The sequence below is a fragment of the Streptomyces sp. NPDC059524 genome (genome assembly GCF_042749255.1).
GTDB classification, from domain to species: domain Bacteria; phylum Actinomycetota; class Actinomycetes; order Streptomycetales; family Streptomycetaceae; genus Streptomyces; species Streptomyces xanthii.
This window is the reverse complement of sequence record NZ_JBHYTK010000060.1, coordinates 11,095-24,540: the sequence shown is the minus strand read 5'-3', so window position 1 is coordinate 24,540 and position 13,446 is coordinate 11,095. Positions and strand designations below refer to the sequence as shown.

At 71.6% G+C, this 13,446-nt stretch carries 13 protein-coding genes; 10 read left to right on the top strand and 3 right to left on the bottom strand.

What is annotated here, in order from left to right; genetic code table 11:
* The 3 genes from ACFW9D_RS18685 to ACFW9D_RS18675 form a co-directional block, all read right to left on the bottom strand.
* Positions 1-928, bottom strand: a 928-nt coding sequence (locus ACFW9D_RS18685) for a hypothetical protein (protein WP_384623196.1), incomplete at its 3' end; no start/stop codon positions are given.
* 41 nt (positions 929-969) lie between these two features.
* Positions 970-1,308, bottom strand: coding sequence for a hypothetical protein (locus ACFW9D_RS18680; RefSeq protein ID WP_188336730.1), 339 nt, complete (start codon positions 1,306-1,308; stop codon positions 970-972).
* Between the two features lie 302 nt (positions 1,309-1,610).
* The gene (locus ACFW9D_RS18675) at positions 1,611-1,961 is read right to left on the bottom strand and encodes a DUF427 domain-containing protein (RefSeq protein ID WP_384623194.1); all 351 of its coding nucleotides are present in this window, start codon (positions 1,959-1,961) and stop codon (positions 1,611-1,613) included.
* An 88-nt stretch (positions 1,962-2,049) separates the two neighbouring features.
* Here ACFW9D_RS18675 and ACFW9D_RS18670 point away from each other — a divergent pair, with 88 nt between their 5' ends.
* The 10 genes from ACFW9D_RS18670 to gatB all read left to right on the top strand — a co-directional run bounded on the left by ACFW9D_RS18670 (position 2,050) and on the right by gatB (position 13,340).
* Positions 2,050-2,595, top strand: a complete 546-nt coding sequence (locus tag ACFW9D_RS18670) for a TIGR00730 family Rossman fold protein (protein WP_384623193.1) — start codon at positions 2,050-2,052, stop codon at positions 2,593-2,595.
* A 7-nt stretch (positions 2,596-2,602) separates the two neighbouring features.
* Positions 2,603-3,301 (top strand): SDR family oxidoreductase, encoded by a 699-nt coding sequence (locus tag ACFW9D_RS18665; RefSeq protein WP_188336727.1) that lies wholly within the window; start codon positions 2,603-2,605, stop codon positions 3,299-3,301.
* Between the two features lie 31 nt (positions 3,302-3,332).
* On the top strand, positions 3,333-4,340 hold the full coding sequence (locus ACFW9D_RS18660; protein WP_188336726.1) for a methionine synthase: 1,008 nt from the start codon (positions 3,333-3,335) through the stop codon (positions 4,338-4,340).
* 65 nt (positions 4,341-4,405) lie between these two features.
* Positions 4,406-6,631: an NAD-dependent DNA ligase LigA gene (gene ligA / locus ACFW9D_RS18655; protein WP_384623223.1), complete on the top strand. Its 2,226-nt coding sequence runs from the start codon at positions 4,406-4,408 to the stop codon at positions 6,629-6,631.
* 239 nt (positions 6,632-6,870) lie between these two features.
* Positions 6,871-9,264, top strand: coding sequence for a putative bifunctional diguanylate cyclase/phosphodiesterase (locus tag ACFW9D_RS18650; RefSeq protein WP_384623191.1), 2,394 nt, complete (start codon positions 6,871-6,873; stop codon positions 9,262-9,264).
* On the top strand, positions 9,201-9,677 hold the full coding sequence (locus ACFW9D_RS18645; RefSeq protein WP_384623221.1) for a cupin domain-containing protein: 477 nt from the start codon (positions 9,201-9,203) through the stop codon (positions 9,675-9,677). The genes ACFW9D_RS18650 and ACFW9D_RS18645 overlap by 64 nt, the downstream gene beginning before the upstream one ends.
* A 90-nt stretch (positions 9,678-9,767) precedes the next feature.
* Positions 9,768-10,064, top strand: a complete 297-nt coding sequence (gene gatC, locus ACFW9D_RS18640) for an Asp-tRNA(Asn)/Glu-tRNA(Gln) amidotransferase subunit GatC (RefSeq protein ID WP_018531282.1) — start codon at positions 9,768-9,770, stop codon at positions 10,062-10,064.
* A gap of 6 nt (positions 10,065-10,070) precedes the next feature.
* Positions 10,071-11,570, top strand: coding sequence for an Asp-tRNA(Asn)/Glu-tRNA(Gln) amidotransferase subunit GatA (gene gatA, locus ACFW9D_RS18635; protein WP_188336724.1), 1,500 nt, complete (start codon positions 10,071-10,073; stop codon positions 11,568-11,570).
* Between the two features lie 5 nt (positions 11,571-11,575).
* Positions 11,576-11,809 carry a hypothetical protein gene (locus ACFW9D_RS18630; protein ID WP_188341295.1) on the top strand — a complete coding sequence of 78 codons (234 nt, stop codon included), beginning with the start codon at positions 11,576-11,578 and terminating at the stop codon, positions 11,807-11,809.
* Between the two features lie 16 nt (positions 11,810-11,825).
* A complete protein-coding gene (gene gatB / locus ACFW9D_RS18625; RefSeq protein ID WP_384623189.1) occupies positions 11,826-13,340 on the top strand; it encodes an Asp-tRNA(Asn)/Glu-tRNA(Gln) amidotransferase subunit GatB in 1,515 nt (504 codons plus the stop codon).
* Positions 13,341-13,446 lie beyond the last annotated feature (106 nt).

The following is a 13,446-nucleotide window of genomic DNA, read 5'->3' as shown; positions in this document are numbered from 1 at the left end:
GTAAGGAGCCGAGCACACCGACTCCTGTGGTCGCTATCGCGGGGGATGCAGCCGCGGCGATCGCTGCTTCTGCGGCGCGGTCGCAGATGCTTGCGACGATGCCCTTGGCGAGGTCGGCGAACGAGAACACGATTTTCGCGATCCCTGTGTAGTGCTCGCGCAGCGCATGGAATGTGTCTCCGGCGGACTCGAGCGTGTTCGCCATGCGCTCGAAGTACTTCCACGCGGCGTCTGCGGCATTGCCGCGCCACGTCAGGCCGAGGACTTCGTTCCCGTGCCGGATGTTCTTCGCGGCGGCATCACAGAAGTTTCCGAGGCAGTCCCAGGCGTCGGCGCAGGCGACGTAGTTCTGCCAGTCGCCGGCCAGCCAGTTCGAGACGGTGCCGAGAACGTCGACGTCGAATGCCAGCTTGAGCCCCTCGTTCACCAGGGCGGAGGGGCTGCCCAGGTCGAAGAGCGTCCCCACGGTCTTGTTGACAGGGGCGAAGTCGAATTCGTGGCGGTGTGATGCGAACCAGCCGTCCGCGCCGCCCGCGGGCTTGAGGTGCTCGAGGGCGTCGCACACATCCTTGAACGTCGTGCTGCCGCTGGGCCGTTGACGTGGGACCGGGCCTTTCCGTGGTGCCGGATAGGTGGCGTCGAGTTTCTGGGCCTCCTTCAGGTCGACGGATTCGTACCATCCGGCAGTCTTGTCGAGTTCTCGGTGCGAGGCGTCGAGGATCGTCTCGAAGCGGGTCAGGACGTCCTCGGCCGCGCGCACCTGTTGTGCGTGGTCTCCATAGGCCAGGTCCCAGGCCGTGGCCGCAATGGCGAATTCGATGGAAGTGTGCCGAGAGAGATAGGTGCGGGCAGTCTTGAAGTCCTCGCTGGCGCGATGGACCAGGGTCGCGAATCCGGTCAGGTCGCAGGATTCGACGGCAAGCGTCATGTGGGGGGGTCTCCGGGTCCGGAACGGGTGGGTGGCGGTGATCAGCGGGCGTAGCGGGACGCGCGTTCTTCGCGCATGCGATCCCGCTCGCGCTCCGTCTCCAACTCGCCCTCCCGGGCCAGTACATGACGCTCGGAGTCGGACATGGCGGCCCACCGGCGCCGGAACTCCCCGGCGCGGTCGATGGTGGCCTCGGCGTACGCGGGGACGAGGCAGGCCTCGCGCAGGCTCACGCGGCCGGTGAGCACCTCGCGCGCCATCTCCTCCAGGACGGGGCCGCCGTCGCCGCGCCGGAAGGTTTCGAGGGCTTTCCGTAAGAGGCGCTGCCGGACCGGATCATCGGTCAGATCCATGGACGCGGCTGGGTCGAACTGGGGCACACGGCCTCCTTGTTGCGATGGGTGCATCAGGGAGCGCCGGAGCGTAACGGACCGTACGAGATCATTAACGGTCCGGAGTCGCGTGAGGGTGATCTTGCCGGAAGGACGGGCCGGCTCGCCGGTGCGTGGAGCGGGCGGCCGGGCAAAACGTTGTCCCGGAAGGGGCGGTGGGGGAGTGGTCGCCGGAGGGAGGGGCGAGGGGCGCGGTGCGCGCCGCGCTCAGGGACCGGCGGTGGACTTCACCGCTGCGGTGACCGGAGCGCGGCGCGTTGACGGTGCCGGGTTGACGCGGAGCGGTCTGGTCAGGCGAGTTCGGTCGCGTAGAAGCACAAGTGGTCCTTGATGGCGGCCACTTCGGGCTTCGGGTCCGGGTACGACCAGACCAGGTCGGCGGCGCCGGGGAGCGACCAGTAGGAGGCCGTTCCCTTGAAGGGGCAGTACGTCGTCGTGTCGGAGGGCGTCAGGAGGTCCGTGCGGACGTCCTCACGGGGGAGGTAGTAGCGGACGGGACAGCCGGTCTCGCGCAGCACCATAGGGCGGCTGCTCTCGGCGAGCACCTGCCCCTGGTGGACGACGCGAACGTGCTCGGAGCCCTGTCGCACCGTGATGGTGTGCCCGGTGCGCTCGTTGTGCCCTGGGGTTTCTGACGTCATACAGGGTGCAGCGTCGGGCGCCCCGGGCTTTCTTCCCGTCCACGCAGGCGTCCACGCACGCGTCCGCGCGCGCCGTACGGTAGGTGGCATGAACATCTGTGTCTTCCTCTCCGCCGCCGACCTCGACGCCCGCTACACCCGCCCCGCCCGCGAATTCGCCGAGCTGCTCGGCAAGGGCGGCCACACCCTGGTGTGGGGCGGTTCCGAGAGCGGGCTCATGAAGGTCGTCGCCGACGGGGTCGCGGAGGCCGGAGGGCGGCTCCTGGGGGTGTCCGTCGACTTCCTCGCCACCAAGGCGCGCGCCGTCACCGCGCCCGACGAGATGGTCGTCGCCAAGGACCTCGCCGAGCGCAAGGCGCTCCTCCTGGAGAAGGCCGACGCCGTCGTCATCATGGTGGGCGGTACGGGAACGCTCGACGAGGCCACCGAGATTCTCGAACTGAAGAAGCACGGGAAGACCGACAAGCCGGTCGTGCTGCTCAACTCGGAGGGCTTCTACGACGGCCTGAAGGAGCAGTTCCGCCGCATGGAGGACGAGGGCTTCCTGCCGGTGCCGCTCACCGACCTGGTCTTCTTCGCCGAGGAGCCCGTCGGCGCGCTCGCCTACCTGGAGGAGTCCCGCGGCATCGAGTAGTGCGAGCATGGCGGGCATGGCAACTCATGTGATCACCGGCGCCGGTTCCGGCATCGGCGCCGCCGTCGCCCGCCGCCTGCACGCGCGCGGGGACGAGCTCTACCTCCACGCGCGCGACGCGGGCCGCGCCAAGGAACTCGCCGCCGAGTTCCCCGGCGCCCGGACCCTGGTGGGCGACCTCGCCGACCCCGACAAGCTGTCCTGGGCGTTCTCCCACCAGTCGCTGCCCGACCGCATCGACTCGCTGCTGCACATCGCCGGCGTCGTCGACCTCGGCAAGGTCGGCGAGCTCACCCCCAAGGCCTGGCGCCACCAGCTCAACGTGAACCTGATCGCGCCGGCCGAGCTGACCCGCCACTTCCTGCCCCAACTCCGCCTCGCCCAGGGCCATGTGCTCTTCGTGAACTCCGGCGCGGGCCTGAACGCCCACGCCGAATGGTCCGCGTACGCCGCCTCCAAGCACGGCCTGAAGGCCCTCGCCGACTCCCTGCGCCACGAGGAGCACCCCAACGGGGTGCGCGTCACCTCCGTCTACCCGGGCCGCACCGCCAGCCCCATGCAGGCGAAGGTGCACCAGCAGGAGGGCAAGGAGTACGACGCCTCCCGCTGGATCGACCCCGAGTCCGTCGCGACGACGATCGTCATGGCCCTCGACCTGCCCCGCGACGCGGAGGTCAACGACCTGACGGTGCGCCCGGGCCGCTGACCGCCCCGCGCGCGTTACGTACGCTTCCGGGGTGAGCAACGAGAGCCAGTTCCCCTACGGAGGCGCCACCGGCGTCGGGTCCCTGCCCGGCGGCGACGCCCGCGAGGCCGCCAAGACCGTCACCGGCACCTTCGAGGACTTTCCGTACCTCGCCGAGCTGCCCGCCCGCGGACCCGGCGCCGACATGATCGGCCGCACCGCGGGCCTGCTCGTGGACCTCTACGCGCGCGTGGAGCCCAGCGGCTGGCGCATCGGGGACCGGCCCGGCCGGGACACCAAGCGCGCCCGGTCCTGGCTCGGCGAGGACCTCGACGCCCTGGAGGAGTTCACCCAGGGCTACGAGGGCCCCCTCAAGGTCCAGGCCGTCGGCCCGTGGACGCTCGCCGCCGCCCTGGAGCTGAGGAACGGCGAGGCCGCGCTCTCCGACCCCGGAGCCTGCCGCGACCTCGCCGGCTCCCTCGCCGAGGGCCTGCGCACCCACCTCGCCGACGTCCGGCGCCGCGTCCCCGGCGCCCGCGTCGTGCTCCAGCTCGACGAGCCGTCCCTCATCGCCGTGCTGCGCGGGCAGATCAAGACCGCCAGCGAGTACCGCACCCACCGCGCCGTCGACCGCCAGCTCGTCGAGTCCACCCTGCGCGAGGTCATGGCGGTCCAGGACGGCGGACCCGTGATCGTCCACTCCTGCGCCCCCGACGTGCCGTTCGCGCTGCTGCGCCGGGCCGGCGCCGACGCGATCTCCTTCGACTTCTCGCTGCTCACCCAGCGTGACGACGACACGCTCGGCGAGGCCGTGGAGGGCGGGACCCGGCTGTTCGCCGGTGTCGTGCCCGGCGTGGACGGCCCGTTGTCGGACCCTGCCGGTAGCGTCATGGGTGTCAGGACGCTGTGGCGCAGGCTGGGGCTGAATCCGGGGTCGCTCGCGGAGTCGGTCGTGGTCACGCCGTCGTGCGGCCTCGCGGGCGCCTCGCCCGCGTACGCCCGCGCGGTGCAGGCCCACTGCGTCCGGGCGGCGAAGTCGCTCGCGGACAACCCAGAGTGACCACAGTGAGCGCGTACGCAGGCTGACGGGAGGACGAGACGGTGGCAGCCGGAGAAGACCGACAGGTGGGGCAGGACGGCGAGGGCGAGCGGGTCGACCGGGTCGCGGGCGGGGGCGCCGTCCCCGCCGCGGCGCGGGAGGAGCACGCCCGGCTCGCGGAGCAGGTCGAGGAGCACCGCTTCCGGTACTACGTGAAGGACGCGCCCGTCGTGTCCGACGCGGAGTTCGACCGGCTGCTGCGCGCCCTGGAGGCGCTGGAGCAGGAGCACCCCGAGCTGCGCACCCCCGACTCACCGACCCAGAAGGTCGCGGGGGACTACGCGACGGAGTTCACGTCCGTCGAGCACCGCGAGCGCATGCTCTCGCTGGACAACGCGTTCGACGACGCCGAGCTCGCCGCGTGGGCCGAGCGCGTCGCCAGGGACGCCGGCACGACCGACTACCACCTGCTGTGCGAGCTGAAGATCGACGGCCTCGCGGTCAACCTGACGTACGAGGACGGCCGGCTGACCCGCGCCGCCACCCGCGGCGACGGCCGCGTCGGCGAGGACATCACGCCCAACGTCCGCACGATCGCCGAGATCCCAGACCGCCTCCAGGGGGACCGCATCCCCGCCCTCGTGGAGATCCGCGGCGAGGTCTTCTTCCCCATGGAGGAGTTCGAGGGGCTCAACGCCCGCCTGGTGGAGGCCGGCGACAAGCCCTTCGCCAATCCACGCAACGCGGCGGCGGGCTCCCTGCGGCAGAAGGACCCCCGCGTCACCGCCTCCCGTCCGCTGCACATGGTCGTCCACGGCATCGGCGCCCGCGAGGGCTTCGACATCGACCGCCTCTCGCACGCCTACGAGCTGCTGCGCGAGTGGGGCCTGCCCACGACCACGCACAGCAGGGTCGTCGACGACCTCGACGGCGTCCGCAAGTACATCGCGCACTACGGGGAGAACCGCCACTCCGTGGAGCACGAGATCGACGGCGTCGTCGTGAAGCTCGACGAGATCCCGCTCCAGGGCCGGCTCGGCTCCACCGCCCGCGCCCCACGCTGGGCCATCGCCTGGAAGTTCCCGCCCGAAGAGGTCAACACCAAGCTGGTCAACATCCGGGTCGGTGTCGGCCGTACCGGCCGCGTCACCCCGTACGCCCAGGTCGAGCCGGTCACCGTCGCCGGCTCCGAGGTCGAGTTCGCGACGCTGCACAACCAGGAGATCGTCAAGAAGAAGGGGGTGCTCATCGGCGACACGGTCGTCATCCGCAAGGCCGGTGACGTGATCCCCGAGATCCTCGGCCCGGTCGTCGACCTGCGCGACGGCACCGAGCACGCCTTCGTGATGCCCGCCGAGTGCCCCGCCTGCGGCACCCCGCTGCGGCCCATGAAGGAGGGCGACATCGACCTCCGCTGTCCGAACGCGCGCACCTGCCCGGCCCAGCTGCGCGAGCGCCTCTTCTACCTCGCGGGCCGCCAGTGCCTCGACATCGAGAACTTCGGCTACGTGGCCGCGGCCGCGCTCACCGGCCCCCTGGAGCCCGAGCAGCCGCCCCTGACCGACGAGGGCGACCTCTTCGACCTCACCATGGACCAGCTGCTGCCCATCCGGGCGTACGTCCTCGACCAGGACAGCGGACTGCCCAAGCGCGACCCGAAGACCGGCGAGGACAAGATCGCCGACGTGTTCGCCACCAAGGCCGGCGAGCCGAAGAAGAACGCGGTCTCGATGCTGGAGCACATCGCCGCCGCCAAGGACCGTCCGCTGGCCCGGATCATCAACGGCCTGTCGATCCGCCACGTAGGACCCGTCGCCGCCGCCGCGCTCGCCCGCGAGTTCCGCTCCATCGACCGCATCGATCAGGCCACGGAGGAGGAACTCGCCGCGACCGACGGCGTGGGCGGCATCATCGCCGCCTCCGTGAAGCAGTGGTTCGCCGAGGACTGGCACCGCGAGATCCTGCGCAAGTGGCGCGAGGCCGGCGTCCGCATGGAGGACGAAGGCGCAGGTGAGGACGAGGGACCGCGCCCCCTGGAGGGCCTGACCGTCGTCGTCACCGGCACCCTGCAGAACTACACGCGCGACGTCGCCAAGGAGGCCCTGCAGAGCAGAGGCGCCAAGGTGACCGGCTCGGTGTCCAAGAAGACGTCGTTCGTGGTCGTCGGTGACAATCCGGGGTCCAAGTACGACAAGGCCATGCAGGTGAAGGTGCCGGTCCTGGACGAGGACGGGTTCGCCGTGCTCCTGGAGCAGGGCCCGGAAGCCGCCGCCGACGTGGCACTTCCGGCCGAACAACCGACCGAGGAGTAGCGGTTGAAGGCCACCCGTTCGGCGCATATCAGATGCATACGGGTGGCCGGGTCGCATTCGGGCAACCGTGCTCGGGCGCGTCCGACTGGTGCCCGTGGAAGCCTTCCGCGGCCTACTGTTGAGGGGTGCGCCCGCCGTGTCCTGCCGCGGACGGGGCGTGTCCTGCTCGCCGGAACTCATCGGGAGTCAGGGGGAACGGGCAGCGGACGTGGGCACCGCCGGCTGTGAGAGGGACGGGAATGGAACCGACCGAGAGCGCCGCCCCTGACTCACGCCTGCGCCCGCACCGGAGGGTGCTGCGCGCCATGACACGGCGCGCGGACGGCGACGACAGCGGTTACGGGGAGCACGGGGAGAACGATCGCGGTGGTCTGGTGAACTGGCGCAACTGGTGGCGCGGGGGCTCGACGGCCCTCGGCGCGGGGAGGAACGGACAGGCACCCGACAGTGCCGTCCCGGTACCGGCGACCGGGCTCACGAGCCGGACCGCGATCGGACCGGCCGGCATCGCGCCCGGCGGGTCCGTGGGCGCCGCCACCCCCGCCCGCAACCCCCTGCCCGAACGGGCGGACGCCGCGCGGACCCTCGCCCTGCCCCTGCTGCCCGGCGCCGTCGTGACCCTTGCGGCGGTCGTCGTGGGCGCCGGCATCTACCGGGCCTTCACCGGGAACCACGCGCTCTTCCCCTCCGGCGGCACCGGCTGGTCCCTCGCCGTCCTGACCGGCATCATCGTCGGCCACCTCGTCGCCCTCGGCCGCGACCGCTGGTGGGGCGGCACCGGATCCGGCGCCGCCCTCACCCTCGCCGTACTGCTCCTGTACGGCTGGGTGCCCGCCGCCATGGTCAGCCTCGCCGTCGTCGTGCTCGTCGGCGCGGCCCGCAGACACCGCTGGCGCCAAGGAGTGCTGCACGGCTCGATCGACGTCCTCGGAATCGGCGCGAGCGCCCTCGTGCTCGCCGCGTTCGGCCGCGTGCCGTCCGTCGAGACGCCCTGGCTGCCCGACACATGGACCGTCGCCGCAGCGCCCGAGATCCTCCTCGCCGCCGCCGGGTACCTCCTGGTGACCCGCACCCTCCTCTGGTACGTCCACGCGCCGCGCCCCTCCGGCCTGCCCACGGTCGCCCGCACGACGCTCGCCCGGCACGGCCTCGTCGCCGTCGCCCTGCTCGGCATCTCGCCGCTGGTCTGCGTCGTGGCCGTCGCCCTGCCCGTACTGCTGCCGCTCTTCGCCATCCCGCTCATCGCCCTCGACTCCACCCTGTGGATCGCGCGCGCCCGCGCCGAGGAGCAGCTGCGCGACCCCCTGACCGGCCTGCCGAACCGGCAGTGGCTGCTCGAGCGGACCTGGGCCGCCCTCGACGACGCCGAGCGGATCGGCGCCCGCAGCGCCCTCATGCTGATCGACCTCGACCGGTTCCGTTCGGTCAACGACACCCTCGGGCACCTCGCCGGGGACCGGCTCCTCCTGCAGATCGCCGACCGGCTGCGCGAGGCCCTGCCGCGCGGCGCCGAAGTGGCCCGGCTCGGCGGCGACGAGTTCGCCGTCCTGCTGCCCGTCGCCGACTCCACGACCTCCGCGACCCGCGTCGCCCGCGGCCTCGTCGCCACGCTCGGCTCCCCGCTCGACCTGGACGGGCTGACGCTCGTCCTCGAGGCCAGCGCCGGACTCGCCGTCTTCCCCGACCACGCGCTGGACGCCGAGGGGCTGCTGCGCCGCGCCGACGTCGCCATGTACCAGGCCAAGCGCGACCGTACGGGCGTCGAGGTGTACGAGTCGAAGCGCGACTCCAACACCCCGGACCGGCTCGGACTCCTCGGTGACCTCCGGCGCGCGCTCGACGCCTGCGAGGTCGAGCTGCACTACCAGCCGAAGGTCCGCTTCGACGGCCAGGTCGCCGGCCTGGAGGCGCTCGTGCGCTGGGTGCACCCCGAGCGCGGCAAGGTGCCCCCGGACGAGTTCATCGCCATCGCCGAGTCCTCCGGCCTGATGCCGGTCCTCACCGAGTACGTGCTGGAGACGGCGCTCGCCCAGGTCGCCCGCTGGCGCGCCCAGGGCCTGCGCGTCCCCGTGGCCGTCAACGTGTCGCCGCGCGACGTCCACACGCCAGGCTTCGCCGGATCCGTCGCCGCGCGGCTCGCCCGCCACGGTGTCCCGGCCGGCGCGCTCCAGCTGGAGATCACCGAGCACGTCCTCCTGGAGGACCCGCAGCGGGCCGCCGACACCCTGGCCGGACTCACCGGCCATGGCGTCAAGATGTCCCTCGACGACTTCGGCACCGGCTACTCGTCCCTCGTCCACCTGCGCCGCCTCCCGGTGAGCGAGCTCAAGATCGACCGCTCCTTCGTCGCCCGGCTCGCCGTGGACGCCGAGGACGCGGAGATCGTCCGCTGCACCGTCGACCTCGCCCACTCGCTCGGCCTCCTCGTCGTGGCCGAGGGCGTCGAGGACGACGAGACCTGGGAGCGCCTGCGCGACCTGGGGTGCGACGCGGTGCAGGGCTGGCTGGTCGCCGCCGCGATGCCGCCCGACGAGACGACGGCGTGGCTGCGCGCGCGGGGCGCCAGAGGCTGGCAGCGCACCCCGGCGGCCCTCCCGGCCGCGCCGGGCGACGACCCCCGCCCCCTGGGCTGACCCGCGCCGATCCGGGTACCCGGCCGGGCCCCACCGAAGGAGTGTCCACGCAGCGCATCACGATGAAGGACGGGGCGAACGGAGCGCTCCCGCACCACCACGAGCGCAGCGCCGAGATGCTCTACGTCCTCGACGGCGCCGCCGAGTTCCTGTCGGGGGATCAGGTGATCACCGGTGAGGCCGGCGACCTGATCGTGGTGCCGCCCCGCACCGCGCACGCGTTCGCCGCCGTGCCCGGCTCCGACGCCGACCTGCTCATCGTGAACACCCCGGGCGTCGAGCGCTTCGAGTACTTCTGCCACCTCCAGCGCATCGCCCTGGGCGAGCTCTCCCCCGAGTCGATCCTCGAGGTGCAGGAGCGCTACGACAACCACTTCCTGTCCGGTCCGGCATGGGACGGACGGCGCCGATAGCGGGCCAGGGGCAAACCGTTTACCGGGCACGGGTCCGCGCCCCATAGGATTGGCCCCAAACCACACACTCTCACCCCAGAGGATCGCTGCATGCCTGGCATCACGCGCGAGGAGGTCGCCCACCTCGCCCGGCTGGCGCGTCTGGAGCTGAAGCCCGAAGAGCTCGACCACTTCGCCGGCCAGCTCGACGACATCATCGGCGCGGTCGCCCGCGTCAGCGAGGTCGCCGACCAAGACGTCCCGCCGACCTCCCACCCGCTGCCGCTGACGAACGTCATGCGCGCGGACGAGGTCCGTCCGTCGCTCACCCCCGAGCAGGCGCTCTCCGGCGCCCCGGCCCAGGAGCAGCAGCGTTTCAAGGTGCCGCAGATCCTGGGGGAGGACTAAGAAGTCATGACGGACACGAACATCATCAAGCTCACCGCCGCCGAGATCGCCGCGAAGATCGCTTCCGGCGAGCTCACGGCCGTCGAGGTCACCGAGGCCCACCTGGCCCGGATCGAGGCCGTCGACGAGAAGGTGCACGCCTTCCTGCACGTCGACCGCGAGGGCGCCCTCGCGCAGGCCCGCGCCGTCGACGAGAAGCGCGCCAAGGGCGAGAAGCTCGGCCCGCTGGCCGGCGTCCCGCTCGCGCTGAAGGACATCTTCACCACCGAGGGCATCCCGACCACGGTCGGCTCCAAGATCCTCGAGGGCTGGATCCCGCCGTACGACGCCACGCTCACCAAGAAGCTGAAGGCCGCCGACGTCGTCATCCTCGGCAAGACCAACATGGACGAGTTCGCCATGGGGTCGTCGACGGAGAACAGCGCCTACGGCCCGACCGGCAACCCGTGGGACCTCACCAAGATCCCCGGCGGCTCCGGCGGCGGTTCCTCCGCGGCCCTCGCCGCCTTCGAGGCCCCGCTCGCGATCGGCACGGACACCGGCGGCTCCATCCGCCAGCCCGCCGCCGTCACCGGCACCGTCGGCGTCAAGCCCACCTACGGCGGCGTCTCCCGCTTCGGCATGGTCGCCTTCTCGTCCTCCCTCGACCAGGGCGGCCCCTGTGCCCGTACGGTCCTCGACGCGGCGCTGCTGCACGAGGCCATCGCCGGGCACGACCCGCTCGACTCCACGTCCATCGACGCCCCGGTCCCGCCGGTCGTCGAGGCCGCGCGCAACGGGTCGGTCCAGGGCATGCGCGTCGGTGTCGTCAAGCAGTTCCGCGGCGAGGGCTACCAGGCCGGCGTCGTGCAGCGCTTCGACGAGTCCGTCGAGCTGCTCAAGTCGCTGGGCGCCGAGATCGTCGAGCTGGACTGCCCGTCCTTCGACCTCGCGCTGTCGGCGTACTACCTGATCGCGCCGTCCGAGTGCTCCTCGAACCTCGCCCGGTTCGACGCCATGCGCTACGGCCTGCGGGTCGGCGACGACGGCACGCACTCCGCCGAGGAGGTCACCGCGCTCACCCGCGAGGCCGGCTTCGGCGACGAGGTCAAGCGCCGCATCATCCTCGGCACGTACGCCCTGTCCAGCGGCTACTACGACGCGTACTACGGCAGCGCCCAGAAGGTCCGTACGCTCATCACCCGCGAGTTCGAGGCCGCGTTCGAGCAGGTGGACGTCATCGTCTCGCCGACGACGCCGACCACCGCCTTCGCGATCGGCGAGCGCGCCGACGACCCGATGGCGATGTACCTCGCGGACCTGTGCACCATCCCGACCAACCTGGCCGGCAACGCCGCCATGTCGCTCCCCTGCGGCCTGGCCCCCGAGGACGGGCTGCCGGTCGGCCTGCAGATCATCGCCCCCGCCATGAAGGACGACCGCCTGTACAAGGTGGGCGCCGCCGTCGAGGCCGCCTTCGTGGAAAAGTGGGGCCACCCGCTGCTCGAGGAGGCTCCGTCGCTGTGAGTGCCATGGCAAAGAAGGCCAAGAACTTCAAGAAGTCCAAGACCGGCGTCTACGTGTCGCTGGCCAGCACCGCCTTCGGCGCGATCAGCGTCGCCAAGCAGGCCAAGCTGGCCCGCAACGAGAACGACATGCTGCGGCTGGTCGACGCCGCCGTGTCCGCCGCCGCCATCGCAACCGGCCTGGCGATCCTCTACCGGGAGCTCAAGCGCCTGGGCGACGACGACGTCCTGCTGGGCTGAGAGGGAAAGTTTCACCGTGACTGTCACGACTGACCTGGTGGCGTACGAGGATGCCCTCGCTGCGTACGACCCCGTCATGGGCCTCGAGGTCCATGTCGAGCTCGGCACCAAGACGAAGATGTTCTGCGGCTGCTCCACCGAGCTGAAGCAGGACGCCAACAGCCAGACCTGCCCGACCTGTCTCGGCCTGCCCGGCGCGCTGCCGGTCGTCAACGAGATCGGCGTCGAGTCGGCCATCAAGATCGGCCTCGCGCTCAACTGCGAGATCGCCGAGTGGTGCCGCTTCGCCCGGAAGAACTACTTCTATCCGGACATGCCGAAGAACTTCCAGACCTCCCAGTACGACGAGCCCATCGCCTTCAACGGCTACCTCGACGTGCAGCTGGAGGACGGCGAGGTCTTCCGCGTCGAGATCGAGCGCGCCCACATGGAGGAGGACACCGGCAAGTCGACGCACGTCGGCGGTGCCACCGGCCGCATCCACGGCGCGTCCCACTCGCTGCTCGACTACAACCGCGCCGGCATCCCCCTCATCGAGATCGTCACCAAGCCGATCGAGGGCGCCGGCGAGCGGGCCCCCGAGGTCGCGAAGGCGTACGTCGCCGAGCTGCGCGAGGTCATCCGTGCCCTCGGCGTGTCCGAGGCGCGCATGGACAAGGGCCAGATGCGCTGCGACGTGAACCTCTCCCTGCGTCCCAACGGGACCAAGGAGTTCGGCACGCGCTCCGAGACGAAGAACGTGAACTCCCTGCGTTCCGTCGAGCGCGCCGCCCGCTACGAGATCCAGCGCCACGCCGCGGTGCTGTCCTCCGGCGGCACGATCGTGCAGGAGACCCGTCACTTCCACGAGGACGACGGCTCCACCACCTCCGGCCGCATCAAGGACAACGCCGAGGACTACCGCTACTTCCCCGAGCCGGACCTGGTGCCGGTGGCCCCCGCGCGCGCGTGGGTCGAGGAACTGCGGGCCGGTCTCCCGGAGCTGCCGCTCGCGCAGCGCAACCGGCTGATCGACGAGTGGGGCATCACCGCCCACGACATGCAGTCGATCAACAACGCCGGGGCGCTCGGCCCCATCGTCGCCACGATCGCGGCCGGTGCCGACCAGGCGTCCGCCCGCAAGTGGTGGATGGGCGAGCTGGCCCGCAGCGCCAACGAGCAGGGTGTCGAGGTCGCCGCGCTGGCGATCACGCCCGAGCAGGTGGCGCGGGTCTCCGAGCTCGTCTCCAAGGGCGACCTCAACGACAAGCTGGCCCGCCAGGTCATCGAGGGCGTCCTCAAGGGCGAGGGCACGCCGGACGAGGTCGTCGAGAAGCGCGGCCTCAAGGTCGTCTCGGACGAGGGCGCGCTGTCCACGGCCGTGGACGAGGCCATCGCCGCGAACGCCGGCGTCGCCGACAAGATCCGGGGCGGCAAGGTCGCCGCGGCCGGAGCGCTCGTCGGCGCCGTCATGAAGGCGACCCGGGGTCAGGCCGACGCGGCCCGCGTCAAGGAACTGATCCTCGAGAAGCTGGGCGTCTCCGACGGCTGAGCGGTCTTCGGGCGGGGGGGGGGGGGGGGGCCGACACCGGGGTGGCGCCCGGGCGGTTGTTGTTTGGCTGGGGGGCGGGCCCCCCGCCCCCCCCCCGGCGGCGCCC

Excerpts from the sequence above, each read along its gene's own strand:
- gatC (WP_018531282.1), top strand. The coding sequence starts at position 9,768 with ATGCCTGGCATCACGCGCGAGGAGGTCGCCCACCTCGCCCGGCTGGCG.
- ACFW9D_RS18665 (WP_188336727.1), top strand. The coding sequence starts at position 2,603 with ATGGCGGGCATGGCAACTCATGTGATCACCGGCGCCGGTTCCGGCATC.
- ACFW9D_RS18630 (WP_188341295.1), top strand. The coding sequence starts at position 11,576 with ATGGCAAAGAAGGCCAAGAACTTCAAGAAGTCCAAGACCGGCGTCTAC.
- ACFW9D_RS18670 (WP_384623193.1), top strand. The coding sequence starts at position 2,050 with ATGAACATCTGTGTCTTCCTCTCCGCCGCCGACCTCGACGCCCGCTAC.
- gatA (WP_188336724.1), top strand. The coding sequence starts at position 10,071 with ATGACGGACACGAACATCATCAAGCTCACCGCCGCCGAGATCGCCGCG.
- ACFW9D_RS18675 (WP_384623194.1), bottom strand. The coding sequence starts at position 1,961 with ATGACGTCAGAAACCCCAGGGCACAACGAGCGCACCGGGCACACCATC.
- ACFW9D_RS18650 (WP_384623191.1), top strand. The coding sequence starts at position 6,871 with ATGGAACCGACCGAGAGCGCCGCCCCTGACTCACGCCTGCGCCCGCAC.